This is a genomic window from Acinetobacter gerneri DSM 14967 = CIP 107464 = MTCC 9824 (assembly GCF_000368565.1).
Taxonomy (GTDB): Bacteria; Pseudomonadota; Gammaproteobacteria; order Pseudomonadales; family Moraxellaceae; genus Acinetobacter; species Acinetobacter gerneri.
Genome location: NZ_KB849533.1, coordinates 1 through 13,282 on the forward strand (window position 1 = coordinate 1; position 13,282 = coordinate 13,282).

Here is a 13,282-nt window from a genome sequence, read left to right on the forward strand (position 1 = left end):
GCCTCATAAACCTATGTATTCAGTTTATGATACCTACCTTATAGTAGGTGGGTTTCCCCATTCAGAAATCTCCGGATCATAGGATATTTGCCGCCTCCCCGAAGCTTATCGCAGGCTATTACGTCTTTCATCGCCTCTGACTGCCAAGGCATCCACCACATGCACTTAATTACTTGACTATACAACCCCAAACAGTCGTTTACATTCTACAAGTGAATGTCAACGTGCAAACTTAATTGCTACAGCTTGTTGTCCTGTGAACTTAATCACCGTACAGCTTCAATTTAATTCATATACCAAAACGCTTGATTCAGTTAATTTGCTAGTTCTCAATTTCACCAAACAGTAACAATTGATTGCTACCTTCTAGTAAAATCAAGTTTGAACAATTTATTTCAGACTCAAATTTGCCAATCTGTTAATGATTTCTCTTGCCTTCGTCAGGTCAAGAAACTGTGATAAATCACAGAAGTTAACAAGATGCGTATAATACGCCAATTTCTCATTAATTTCTATAACCTATATACTTAATCGCTTGTTTTTTAACATATTCAGATATTGCAAATATGTGGTGGAGACTAGGAGAGTCGAACTCCTGACCTCCTGCGTGCAAAGCAGGCGCTCTACCAACTAAGCTAAGTCCCCAGCTTAAGATCTCGATATATCTTCTTCTCTGTCGCTTTTTCCAGCTTCGTAGACTTGGTGGGTCTGACAAGACTTGAACTTGTGACCCCACGCTTATCAAGCGTGTGCTCTAACCAACTGAGCTACAGACCCTCAGATACATCAATGAAGAACAACTTGTTGTGGATTCTTGCCAGCCAATCATCTTTTCGTTAAGGAGGTGATCCAGCCGCAGGTTCCCCTACGGCTACCTTGTTACGACTTCACCCCAGTCATCGGCCACACCGTGGTAACCGCCTTCTTTGCAGTTAGGCTAGCTACTTCTGGTGCAACAAACTCCCATGGTGTGACGGGCGGTGTGTACAAGGCCCGGGAACGTATTCACCGCGGCATTCTGATCCGCGATTACTAGCGATTCCGACTTCATGGAGTCGAGTTGCAGACTCCAATCCGGACTACGATCGGCTTTTTGAGATTAGCATCACATCGCTGTGTAGCAACCCTTTGTACCGACCATTGTAGCACGTGTGTAGCCCTGGCCGTAAGGGCCATGATGACTTGACGTCGTCCCCGCCTTCCTCCAGTTTGTCACTGGCAGTATCCTTAAAGTTCCCATCCGAAATGCTGGCAAGTAAGGAAAAGGGTTGCGCTCGTTGCGGGACTTAACCCAACATCTCACGACACGAGCTGACGACAGCCATGCAGCACCTGTATCTAAGTTCCCGAAGGCACCAATCTATCTCTAGAAAGTTCTTAGTATGTCAAGGCCAGGTAAGGTTCTTCGCGTTGCATCGAATTAAACCACATGCTCCACCGCTTGTGCGGGCCCCCGTCAATTCATTTGAGTTTTAGTCTTGCGACCGTACTCCCCAGGCGGTCTACTTATCGCGTTAGCTGCGCCACTAAAGCCTCAAAGGCCCCAACGGCTAGTAGACATCGTTTACAGCATGGACTACCAGGGTATCTAATCCTGTTTGCTCCCCATGCTTTCGTACCTCAGCGTCAGTATTAGGCCAGATGGCTGCCTTCGCCATCGGTATTCCTCCAGATCTCTACGCATTTCACCGCTACACCTGGAATTCTACCATCCTCTCCCATACTCTAGCTTCCCAGTATCGAATGCAATTCCCAAGTTAAGCTCGGGGATTTCACATCCGACTTAAAAAGCCGCCTACGCACGCTTTACGCCCAGTAAATCCGATTAACGCTCGCACCCTCTGTATTACCGCGGCTGCTGGCACAGAGTTAGCCGGTGCTTATTCTGCGAGTAACGTCCACTCTCCGTAGATATTAGCTACGGGAGCCTCCTCCTCGCTTAAAGTGCTTTACAACCATAAGGCCTTCTTCACACACGCGGCATGGCTGGATCAGGGTTCCCCCCATTGTCCAATATTCCCCACTGCTGCCTCCCGTAGGAGTCTGGGCCGTGTCTCAGTCCCAGTGTGGCGGATCATCCTCTCAGACCCGCTACAGATCGTCGCCTTGGTAGGCCTTTACCCCACCAACTAGCTAATCCGACTTAGGCTCATCTATTAGCGCAAGGTCACAAGTGATCCCCTGCTTTCTCCCGTAGGACGTATGCGGTATTAGCGACCCTTTCGAGCCGTTATCCCCCACTAATAGGCAGATTCCTAAGTATTACTCACCCGTCCGCCGCTAAGAATCAGGTGCAAGCACCCTATCCCCGCTCGACTTGCATGTGTTAAGCCTGCCGCCAGCGTTCAATCTGAGCCATGATCAAACTCTTCAGTTAAAATCATTCGAACTTTATAAGTAAAGTTCTTAAACTTGGCTCATCAATTTTCTGACAAATATTTCTCAAATAAACTTCGAGTAATTTCTACCAATCAATCAATGATATTTTTTTTCAATGATCAACTAGCAAAAATCCACACAAGTTGTTCTTCATAATCTCTTAATGATCTTCTCGATGATTCGTCATCATCAAGCTAGGTCGGCTATATTACTCTCTTAATCCAGAAAGTCAACTAGTAATTTCAAATTATTCTAAACATCTTAAACTCAATCAATCTATTCAACTAACTGATTTCTAAGAAGTTTTAATCTTCATCACCGCCGATGGATGTGCATTCTACAGCATTCCCAACCTAACACAACCCCTTTTTTTAATTTATTTTTTCAGATGTGTATTTTTTAGGCTTTTTCTGCTTTTTTATAACAATTATTAAGCAAATCTGTTTTAATAAAGCTAATTTGTTGTCTGTTTTTTATAGTTTAAGGTTTTTTCTTAATTCTTATTTTAGAATGAACTAAAAATTTAGGGATTTTTATGCGTCAACTACATATATTATGTGCAAGCTTATTGGCTGTAAGCATAAACAGCACTGCATTTGCTCAAGACGATAGCGATGTTTCGGATCAACCCGATGTAGCCTCCGCCAGCACTGCCGAAGATGCAGATGTTGATGCACAAGCAACTTCTACAAGTTACCATTCTTTTAAAGATCTAAAAGAATTGCGAAATATTCGTGCTAAAGACTTTAAAGTGGATGCCAATGCTGCGCAATCCGATGATCAAAAAGATCCTTTACAGCCTTTAAACCGTGAAATTTATGCTTTTAATGACATGATGGATCGTAATTTCGTACGTCCTATCGCTGTGGAATATAAAGCGAAAGTTCCAGATGATATACGAAGTTCTTATACTTTATTTCGTAAAAACCTTAGTGAACCTTGGAATGCGGTAAACCAGCTGGCTCAAGGTCGTCCTTTACGTGCGCTGAAAACTTTAGGTCGTTTTACCGTAAATACTGTGACTTCTTTAGGGCTTGCAGATCCTGCACGTCGTTTAGGTATGCCTACTGAAGAGGAATCATTGGGTACAACTCTCGGCTACTGGGGTGTTCCTAGTGGTCCTTATCTTATGTTACCAATCTTAGGTCCAAGTACTTTGCGTAACTCACTTGATTCTGTAGCTGAGGGTTATGCAAATCCATTGAACTACAAAATGGATGACAATAATCAACAAGGTCTACTATGGGGTAATACTGTACTCGGTGGTATCAATGCTCGTTCGCGCTTGCTAGATGTTGAAGATGTCTTACAAGGTGATCGTTATGCTGCAATTCGTGATATTTATTTGCAACGCCTAAATTATAATATTGCACAGAAAAAAGGCTTAGATGCTGCTTCTAATTCATTTATTGATGATGACGAAACAGATGATCCAGCTGATGCTGAACAAGACTCATCAAAATAAGTTACGCTGTGAACGATGTAATCTCTAAAGTAGTATGAAGTATCTTTCATGCCTTTCTTTTGAATATTTTAAATTACATCATTTACCATTTGTAATAATTGTTTGCTAGAGAATCACCAAGCTTCTCTAGCAATAGTTTGATTTCTATAGTACATCTACTATTATTAATGGATAATTAGTCATTCAAAGGATCTAATTTCAAATCTATGTATTTCATTCAGCCCACTCGTTCTATTCCTGATTTAGATCAGATTTTAACGGCTCTCCCGAGTCTGCAAATGATTCGCATAGATGATCTGCATTTATATGACCCAACCATTATTGCGATTGCTGATGTCCAAGATTTCCTTTTACATCAATGGAATTTTCCAACAGTCGTCATTGCATTTGAAAATGAAGGGACTGCCCTTTCACAAGCTTGGGAACTCGGTGCTTTAGCAGGCTGGGTTTGGAATAGATTACCCGCTCACCCTGAACATTCTTTAGCTAAAATTGATGCGCAATATAAACGTAATCAAGATAGTCGTGATTTACCCTCTGCAGCAGAATTACAAAAAAAATTGTTACCAAATGCGATAGAGTTACAAAATTATCAAGTAGAAACTTTTTTCCAACCTTCAGCTTATCTTTCTGGTGATTGGTACGATTATTGGAAAATTAGTGATAAAGAAATCATGTTTTATCTTGCCGATGTCTCTGGACATGGCGTTACCAGTAGCTTACTCACTTCTTGGATGGCGGCATTTCATGGTCGCTCTAAAACACCAAGAGAATTGATCAAAAAACTTAATGGTATGTTGGTTCAAGAAAATATCGAGAAACATATCACGATGGTTGCAGGGATTTTAAACCTTGAAACACATGAGTTACGTTGGTCTAGCGCAGGTCATTATCCCCCACCGATTATCTTTGAACCGAACCAAGCTCCTCGTGTCCTCAACACCAGTAGTTTCCCGCTTGGCTTGACTGAAGACCTCGAAGTTGAAGAGTTTGTATGTACCTTGGCACGTCATGCTCGGTTTATTATTTGTTCAGATGGCGCACTCGAACCTTTTGATGGTGGATTGACTGATCAGTTTGCTCAATTGGTCTATCATTTGCAAAATCAATCATTCCAAGCCCCCGATCATGTTGCAGATGATATTGCGATACTCAGTTTACGCAGAATGAATTAACTTTATAATCAATACTCTACATTTATATAAGACTTTCTTCATTTGTCAACCTCTTGAGTATAGAGTTGCGCTATGTGATAATTTTGGCATCCTTCTCTGCAAATGGCATTTATATGTCAACAGGTCATGTTGAATATGCAAGCTTGAATGGAACGCATATCTTCAAACTTATTGGTGAAGTGCGAGCCCTTTCTTGTATAAGCTTAGACAAACTATTGGCGAAGATCGAACAACAAGATAACGTCGTTGGCGCGATTGTTGATTTGACTGAAACCACATTTATCGATAGTACTGTTTTAGGTATTTTGGCGAAATTAGGCTTAAAGCTGAAACAAACCCACCATATCCAAGCAGTCATGCTATCTACAAACCAAGACATCACCACTCTGGCCAATAGCATGGGCTTGGGGCAGGTTTTTGTCATCTTGAATTATTGTGGTGATCCAAGTGTGTGCACTCGTGCGCTCATTGATGAACATATCACCCAAAATGCGATGCTTGATACTGTGCTTGATGCGCATAAAACATTGATGAAACTCAATGCAAGCAACCAAAATATGTTTGAACCCTTGGTCAAACAACTCGAAAAAGAACAAGATACTCTGGATCAAGTATCGACTAAGCAAAACGCTTAACTCTATTTTCAAGGATTGAACATGACTTTACTTTCTGTTGTTCAAATGAACTCGCAAAATGACATTGAAGAAAACTTCAGTGTGATTGAGTTATTGATTCAACAAAGTAAAGCTCAAGGTGCTTCATTGATTGTTTTCCCTGAAAACTTTGTTTGTTTTGCAGCTGGAAAACAACGTGAAACCGCCGAACAGTTCGAGTCCATTCAAAAGCGTCTGGAAAATCTTGCCCACCAGTATCAAATTTGGATTGTTGCTGGAACTCTGCCTTGCCCGTATCGTCCTGACGGCTCGATCATACAGGATGGACGCGTACGCACGACCAGTCTGTGTATTAGCCCTGAACGTACTGAAGCACGTTATGACAAAATCCATTTGTTCGATGTGCAAGTCGGTGATGCTGTAGGCGGTTATCAAGAATCTAAGTTTTTTGAGCCTGGTACTGATCCAGTTCTTGCCAAAACTCCATTTGGTGATATCGGCTTAATGGTGTGCTATGACTTACGCTTCCCTGAGTTAGCACTGCGTTTACGTGCCAAAGGTGCGCGTATTTTAACGGCCCCTGCTGCGTTTACTTTTACCACTGGACAAATGCATTGGCAGTTATTGTTACAAGCACGTGCGATGGATAGTCAATGCCAAGTATTAGGTGCAGCTCAACAAGGTTGGCATGGCACTAAACGTCAAACATGGGGACATGCAGCAGCAACCAATAGTCGTGGTCAAGTTTTAGATCTCATCACCAGTGAAGGTGCTGCAATGATCACGGTACCTTTTGATTTAGAAGAACAAGATCAAATCCGTGCATCTATGCCTTTGATGCAACATCGTAAACTTATTCAGTTTTGATCAAGATTAAGTACAAATAAAATCATCTCTAAGCTTTTATTCTCTAAAAATATAAAAATTCACTCAGCCAATACTTTTGCGCTAGTAAGATGAAATGTAGCTGCACCCTTTCTCAAAATAAGTTTAAATTGAATGTAATACTCTAGAGTTTTTAGACATAAACCTAAAAGATGACCTTTCTTTTTACATTTTAAATCTATTGATACAAAAGCCTTCAATACATTGTCACTAAACTTCTCCACAATAAAATTCCAAATGTAAAATATATGGAATAACAAAAATGTCTTTAGAAAAAGTCGTCTATACAGCTCATGCAAAAGCGACAGGTGGTCGTGATGGTCGTGCAGTTTCATCAGATAATATTTTAGATGTAAAATTGGCTGTACCTACAGAAATGGGCGGTGCAGGTGGTGGTACCAATCCTGAACAATTGTTTGCTGCGGGATATTCTGCTTGTTTTCTTGGTGCGATGAAATTTGTTGCAGGTCGTGATAAATTTCAATTGCCTAAAGATGCCTATATCGAAGGTGAAGTTGGGATCGGTCCAATTCCAACAGGTTTTGGCATCCAAGCAACTTTAAATATTCATGTTGAAGGCATGGATAAAGCTGAAGCTGACAAATTGGTTCAAGCAGCACATATTGTTTGCCCATATTCAAATGCAACACGTGGCAATATCGATGTAACATTGAATGTCATTGTTTAATATAAAATTTGCTGTAAAAAAAGAGCGCTTAAGCGCTCTTTTTTATTCAAAATGATTATCCAATAATAATCTGATGATTTGCGAGTAATGTCGCTAGATCAGTATGCACATTATTCATCACCAACAAATCGCTATAGTTTCCTGTACCATTTTTATCGATCTGAACATGCGTATTGGTACCATCAAAGTAAACATTGAGATAGTTTGAAATGTCATCGCCAGTGTTAATCGTTGCGACACCATTGATATATTTCGCTGCATATCCATCTGAACCAGATGCGGTATAACCGTTTAATAAACTATTGATATCAATACGATCAGCATCAGCCGTTGCCTCATATGTACCAACAAAGAAGCCATTAACGACATCAACACCATTACCACCCGTTGCATCAGTGCTATCTAACAACTTATAAATCAACGTGTCATGACCACCATGATTGGTTAAATTGAACGTATCATTACCGCCACGACCTTCAAAGTAATTGTCTAGTCCACTATTGGTAAAGACATCGTTGCCTGAAGCACCAGAAATACCTTCAATATTGACAAACTTAGCCGTTCCAAATCCAGTATTTTGATAAGCTGTATTGGATAGGTCGACGGTAATTGCTGTTGTATTTGCATATTTGTAATCAACAATATCCATACCACCTGTATTGCTCCAATATTTTACACCTGAAATATTGGTACTACCGCCAGCACCATTGTAAATATCAGTTCCTTGCGTAGCATAGAATGTATCATTGTAGCCTGTACCTACGATACCAATAGTATTAGTCGCGCCACCTTGATCACTGGCATTATTTATCTGATTTGCACCTTCTGCAGTAAATACATAACATGTATTTGATGCTCCAGGAGATATTCCAGTCCAACTATATCCCAGTTCCCCACTTAACAGTTTTATTGTATAAGTTTTTGATGCGTCTAAGCCATAGAAATCAACAAGTGCTGTTGAATCATTGGTTTGGTTACCTGATTGTGGATTGATAATTTGGGTAGATATAACTTTGCCAGTCGATTCATCAATTAACTGCACTGTATTACCGTAAAAAATGTTGATTCCGTTTTTATCCAGCATACGTGCATGTAATGATGTTCCATCCTCAACTTTATTGGTGTTGGCAATGTATTGAGTATGTCCTTGGCTAGTAAAGACAAGTAAATCTTTTGCACCGTCGAAGTCTAGATCAATACTAATAGCACCTGTTACTGGATCAGATGAAGAGCCAATTGTTGTTTTTCCAACCATCAGAAGCAAGTTTGATGTTACAAAACTCACAGAAGAACCCGTTGTTGTATTGATATATAGGTTAATTGGACCTGTAGATGCAGCTGCTGTTATACCACCTGTATTTCCTGGCATACCAAGCAACTCAATGATGTCGATTTTACCGTCATGATTCCAATCAACAGCAAGAGAACTACCTCCTGCAAGTGTGTCGCCAAAATTATATAATCCTGTAGGATTACCTATACCGTCATTGTTTGGATCGGCAAACAATAACTTACCAGTACCATCATTAAAATAGATTCGACTTTGATATTCAGCATTTGAATTCGCTACACCTGAAGCTGTTGTAGTACTTTCATTTCCTCTCGCCAAGAATAGATCTAGATAACCATCACCATTGAAGTCCGCCCATGTCATTGCAACCCCATTACCAATACCTGGATCTGTATCATTACGTTGAAAGACATTTTCAACGATTTGAGTTACTTCCCATGTTCCATTATCTGTACCATTAACGACAACTAAACGATTTTCATTATTACTCTGTGCTCCCGTACTGTTCACAAAGCTTTCATCATTTGCCACGACATTGGTACAGTGCATAACAAAATCAACAATACCATCGTTATTTATATCAACTCCTGAAAGCTCCATATCAGTCTGAGATTGACTTTGTCCTATTGGTCGATGAGCTGAATCCGTGCCATAGGCTAGAGCAAAATTACCATCCTTATCCATACCAGTTACAGTACCATCATGATTGAGTACAATCTGAGATCCGTAACCTCCTTGTGTGCCTGTATCATTTGGAGTTTGATCACCAATGATCATGTCCACATAACCATCACCATCTTTATCAATAGCGATAATCCCACCATACCATGACCATGTATTTGCACTACCGCCAGGTAATACCCCCCATTTTTAATTGAATTAATGGGTAGAAAATCTAAAGCCTTGTTATTGTTTAAAAATAGGTGGACAACCATTTACTGACATATGAGGTCGTTCATGATTATAAAAGTACTGCCAGTCAGTTGTATAGTCCTGCACCTCGCTCAGATCTCGAAATAAATATTGATTTAGACACTCATAACGTACTGTACGATTAAATCGCTCAACATATGCATTTTGCTGTGGATTGCCTGGTTGAGTAAATACATGCTCAATACCATGCTGATCACACCACTTTTCCATCAGCTCACTTATATACTCTGGGCCATTGTCGGTTCTAATGCGTTTAGGTTTACCTCGCCATTCAATGAGCTGATCAAGTCCTCTCAGCACACGTTCTGCTGGCAACGAAAAGTCAATCAATATATCCAATGACTCGCGATTATAGTCATCAATCACGTTGTGAACTCGATAACTACGTCCATCACTGAGTTGATCATACATAAAGTCCATTGACCATGATTCATTCTTAGCTGTCGGTACTGCAAGGGTTTCAGGCTGTTCTCGTTTAATCCGCTTATTAGGCTTGATTCTTAAATTAAGCTCAAGCTCCTTATAAATGCGATAGACACGTTTGTGGTTCCATTTGTATTTTTTAACATTACGCAAATACAGGAAACAAAGCTTGAAGCCCCATGTTTTATGATCATTGGTTAATTGAATCAACCATTCGGCAATCTGTTGATTCTCTTCATCTAAACGAGCTTTATAGCGATAACACGTTTGACTGACTTTAAAAATTAAGCAGGCCATGCTGATTGAAATCTTAAATTGCTCAGTAGCTTGCTGAGCAAGTAACTTTCGCTGAACAGGCCTTAAAACTTTTTTAAAAGTGCATCTTGCAAGATGTCTGACTTTAGCCGCTCATCAGCATACATGCGTTTTAAACGGGCATTTTCAGCCTCAAGTTCTTTAAGCCGCGTCATCATTGAAAGATCCATGCCGCCATATTTGGACTTCCACTTGTAGAATGTAGCAGAGCTCATACCATGTTCGCGGCACAAGTTCGGTATGGGTGTTCCTGCTTCAGCTTGCTTCAAGATACTCATGATCAAGCTGTCTGAATACTTAGATGTTTTCATAGAAAATCTCCTTAAATCAAGGTTATTCGATTTTCTACTTTTAAACTCAATTATTTTTAGGGAGGATTACCCCAGTACCAGTATCTCCAGCAAAATCTCCAGTTTGTGGCGCATATGTGTATGCACCAACTTGATAAGGAATCCACACTCCATTCTTGTTATAAAACATTTGCTGTCCGTCTTGATATGAACTATCAACAGTAAATAAATCCATCAAACCATCACGGTTATAATCGATAAATGTTGCATTTTGTACGTAGTTTGAACCAGTATAGCCCGCTCCAGAATTGCTTAATATTTTAATAATATTAAACTCACCTAAATTGGTTGAATCTGATGCCTTAGATGTCCACATAGACTGATTAGAATGAATGAGCCATGTTCCATCAGTATTAATAGTAACTGCTGTAGCTTTTTGGTTAGTATCACCAGATCCAGCACCTATATCTACAGTCGGAATTGCTGCTATCGAGATTTCATTTGTAGAGGCATCTTCAGTTACGGTATTACCCTCAAGTGTCCTCAAGACAGCTTTAACATCAGTTTTTCCTAAGCCCAATGTATTTACATCAGGAATTTGGACATACCATGTATTGTTTTGAGGGTCTACAACAACATCACCATCTCTAGATGAATAAGTCACACCATTTACAGTAACTTCTATATATTCTCCAGGATCGATATCAAATCCAACATAACCTGTGATAATCGGTGTAGTATCTATCGTAGATTGACCATTGACGTATATTCCCAAACTTACTGTAAAGTCTAACTCATTTGAAACTGTACCTCGGTTACCCGCGACATCCTCAACATAAGCCACATACTTATACGTTGTACTGTTCTGCAAACTTGATAAATCATAAGACCAAGTATTTGTATCGGTATCGACTGTTGCATAACCTAGGGTTTTGCCTGTAGTTTTGTCGACGATTGCAATTTGCTCGCCTACTGCCAATGTTCCATTGATTGTACCTTCAAGCACAGGGGCACGATCATCTGTCGTTGAATTTGACGTGGTAATTAGACCTTGTTCTTCACCAACATCATCATAATAGCCAGTGATTGCAATCGTTGTCGTTGGTGTAGTCAACAATTCATGGATAATATAACTTTCCGAGAATTCTCCACTATTTCCAGCACTATCTTCGACACATGCTGTATATGTGTAATCACCCGTTACCAGACCACTTGTATCTATATAATTCCAATTCAATCCATCAACTGTTGCTTCTCCGACTTTTACACCATCTCTATAGATTGAAACAACGTCACCGTCATTTAAAACTTGACTGATTGTTCCTATCAATTCTGGACTTGTATCATTGGTAAAACCACCATTTTCAACAGTTCCAATGACTGGTAATTGATCATCATAGACAGAGCTAATAATAACAGTTTGCTCTGGTGGAGTTATATCCACACTAAAGTTTGAAGCTATGCTCGGCTCGCTTTCATTGCCATAAGCATCGGTAATGGTATAGGACACAGTATGTGTGCCTTCAGCAATATCATTTACTGGTGTCAAAGTTCCAGTTTTCGCATCATATACTGCATCTACCGCTTTACCATCAATATATAAAGTTGCGGTTTCATCTGCCCCCAGTGCTTTAATTTCAAAACCAGGTTTGCTGTCATCAGTAGGTTTAGCAATTGCGATTATGCCTGTCACCAAACCAACATCATCTAGATATTCGATAATTTGCTCAGGTTGAGCTGGTATCGCTGTATGTGCTGTACCCGTAGAAATTGGATCACTGCTATTTCCTGCCTCATCAGTTGCAGTGACGGTACCTTCGGTGCCATCTGCAATCGGATTTGGAATGATTGACCAATTGCCTGCACTATCTGCAATCGCTGTAACAGTATTACCTAAAGCATCAGTCACGGTCACTGTTGAGCCTGCTTCCGCTGTTCCGCTTAAGCCCGATGAGTTATTTTCATCAACTACTGGTGCATCAGGGGCTGTTTGATCTGGAACTTCTGGACCTAAGAGTCCTGTTGAAATTGGTTCACTGATATTTCCCGCCTCATCAGTTGCTGTCACTGTACCTTCGGTGCCATCTGCAATTGGATTTGGAGTAATACTCCACTGACCTGCGCTATCCGCAGTTGTTGTAACGGTATTGCCCAAAGCATCAGTCACGGTCACAGTTGAGCCTGCTTCCGCTGTTCCTGCTAGTCCTGCTGAGTTGTTTTCATCAACTACTGGTGCATCAGGCGCTGTAAGATCAGCAAGACCTATTGATGCTGGGGCACTCACATTTCCTGCTGCATCCGTTGCAGTCACTGTACCTGCTGTGCCATCTGCAATCGGATTTGGTGAAATTGACCAATTGCCTGCACTATCTACAATCGCTGTAACAGTATTACCCAAAGCATCAGTCACGGTCACTGTAGAACCTGCTTCTGCTGTTCCGCTTAAGCCTGCTGCATTGTTTTCATCCACCACTGGTGCATCAGGCGCTGTAAGATCAGCTGTGCCTGTTGATACTGGAACACTCACATTTCCTGCTGCATCTGTTGCAGTCACGGTACCTTCAGTGCCATCTGCTATCGGATTTGGAGTGATTGACCAATGACCAGCGCTATCCGCAGTCGTGGTCACCATATTACCCAAAGCATCAGTCACAGTCACTGTTGAACCTGCTTCAGCTGTTCCAGCTAAACCTGCCGCATTGTTTTCATCAACTACTGGTGCATCAGGCGCTGTGAGATCAGCTGTGCCTGTTGATACTGGTGTACTCACATTTCCTGCCTCATCCGTTGCAGTGACGATACCTTCGGTGCCATCTGCAATCGG

Annotated in this window: 8 protein-coding genes, 2 tRNA genes and 2 rRNA genes; 5 read left to right on the plus strand and 7 right to left on the minus strand. The window is 40.9% G+C overall.

The genetic code is table 11. From position 1 onward, the window contains the following. The 4 genes from F960_RS00335 to F960_RS00350 all read right to left on the minus strand — a co-directional run. A 23S ribosomal RNA gene (locus F960_RS00335) occupies positions 1 to 179 on the minus strand; the annotation flags it as partial. Positions 180 to 569: 390 nt separating this feature from the next. Beyond that, a tRNA-Ala gene (locus tag F960_RS00340) sits at positions 570 to 645 on the minus strand. Positions 646 to 700: 55 nt separating this feature from the next. Continuing rightward, positions 701 to 777: transfer RNA gene (locus tag F960_RS00345), tRNA-Ile, on the minus strand. Positions 778 to 837: 60 nt separating this feature from the next. Further along, positions 838 to 2,377 (minus strand): 16S ribosomal RNA (locus F960_RS00350). Between the two features lie 537 nt (positions 2,378 to 2,914). Here F960_RS00350 and F960_RS00355 point away from each other — a divergent pair. The 5 genes from F960_RS00355 (at position 2,915) to F960_RS00380 (ending at position 7,206) form a co-directional block, all read left to right on the plus strand. After that, a complete protein-coding gene (locus F960_RS00355; RefSeq protein WP_004854656.1) occupies positions 2,915 to 3,844 on the plus strand; it encodes an MlaA family lipoprotein in 930 nt (309 codons plus the stop codon). Positions 3,845 to 4,050: 206 nt separating this feature from the next. Next, on the plus strand, positions 4,051 to 5,019 hold the full coding sequence (gene gigA, locus F960_RS00360; RefSeq protein ID WP_004854660.1) for an RsbU family protein phosphatase GigA: 969 nt from the start codon (positions 4,051 to 4,053) through the stop codon (positions 5,017 to 5,019). Between the two features lie 113 nt (positions 5,020 to 5,132). Next, complete coding sequence (gene gigB / locus F960_RS00365; RefSeq protein WP_020846528.1) at positions 5,133 to 5,654, plus strand: anti-anti-sigma factor GigB; 522 nt, start codon at positions 5,133 to 5,135, stop codon at positions 5,652 to 5,654. A gap of 21 nt (positions 5,655 to 5,675) precedes the next feature. Beyond that, on the plus strand, positions 5,676 to 6,500 hold the full coding sequence (locus tag F960_RS00370; RefSeq protein ID WP_004854665.1) for a carbon-nitrogen hydrolase family protein: 825 nt from the start codon (positions 5,676 to 5,678) through the stop codon (positions 6,498 to 6,500). 280 nt (positions 6,501 to 6,780) lie between these two features. After that, on the plus strand, positions 6,781 to 7,206 hold the full coding sequence (locus F960_RS00380; protein ID WP_004854668.1) for an organic hydroperoxide resistance protein: 426 nt from the start codon (positions 6,781 to 6,783) through the stop codon (positions 7,204 to 7,206). A 55-nt stretch (positions 7,207 to 7,261) separates the two neighbouring features. Here the strand turns inward: F960_RS00380 and F960_RS00385 are convergent, their stop codons facing one another. From F960_RS00385 to F960_RS22540, 3 genes are all read right to left on the minus strand, one after another. Further along, a complete protein-coding gene (locus F960_RS00385) occupies positions 7,262 to 9,280 on the minus strand; it encodes an FG-GAP repeat domain-containing protein (RefSeq protein WP_020846529.1) in 2,019 nt (672 codons plus the stop codon). 123 nt (positions 9,281 to 9,403) lie between these two features. Next, positions 9,404 to 10,479, minus strand: a protein-coding gene (locus F960_RS00390; RefSeq protein WP_085945805.1) for an IS3-like element ISAba20 family transposase whose coding sequence is annotated in 2 segments (ribosomal slippage) — positions 9,404 to 10,227 and positions 10,227 to 10,479 — 1,077 coding nt in all. Because the reading frame shifts where the segments join, the coding sequence is not laid out codon by codon here. Positions 10,480 to 10,525: 46 nt separating this feature from the next. Next, on the minus strand, positions 10,526 to 13,282 hold a 2,757-nt coding region (locus F960_RS22540), incomplete at its 5' end, for an Ig-like domain-containing protein (RefSeq protein WP_004854679.1).

What these genes read in the sequence shown, in the direction of transcription:
- F960_RS00355 (WP_004854656.1), top strand. Translation starts at nt 2,915, where the DNA reads ATGCGTCAACTACATATATTATGTGCAAGCTTATTGGCTGTAAGCATA.
- gigA (WP_004854660.1), top strand. Translation starts at nt 4,051, where the DNA reads ATGTATTTCATTCAGCCCACTCGTTCTATTCCTGATTTAGATCAGATT.
- gigB (WP_020846528.1), top strand. Translation starts at nt 5,133, where the DNA reads ATGTCAACAGGTCATGTTGAATATGCAAGCTTGAATGGAACGCATATC.
- F960_RS00370 (WP_004854665.1), top strand. Translation starts at nt 5,676, where the DNA reads ATGACTTTACTTTCTGTTGTTCAAATGAACTCGCAAAATGACATTGAA.
- F960_RS00380 (WP_004854668.1), top strand. Translation starts at nt 6,781, where the DNA reads ATGTCTTTAGAAAAAGTCGTCTATACAGCTCATGCAAAAGCGACAGGT.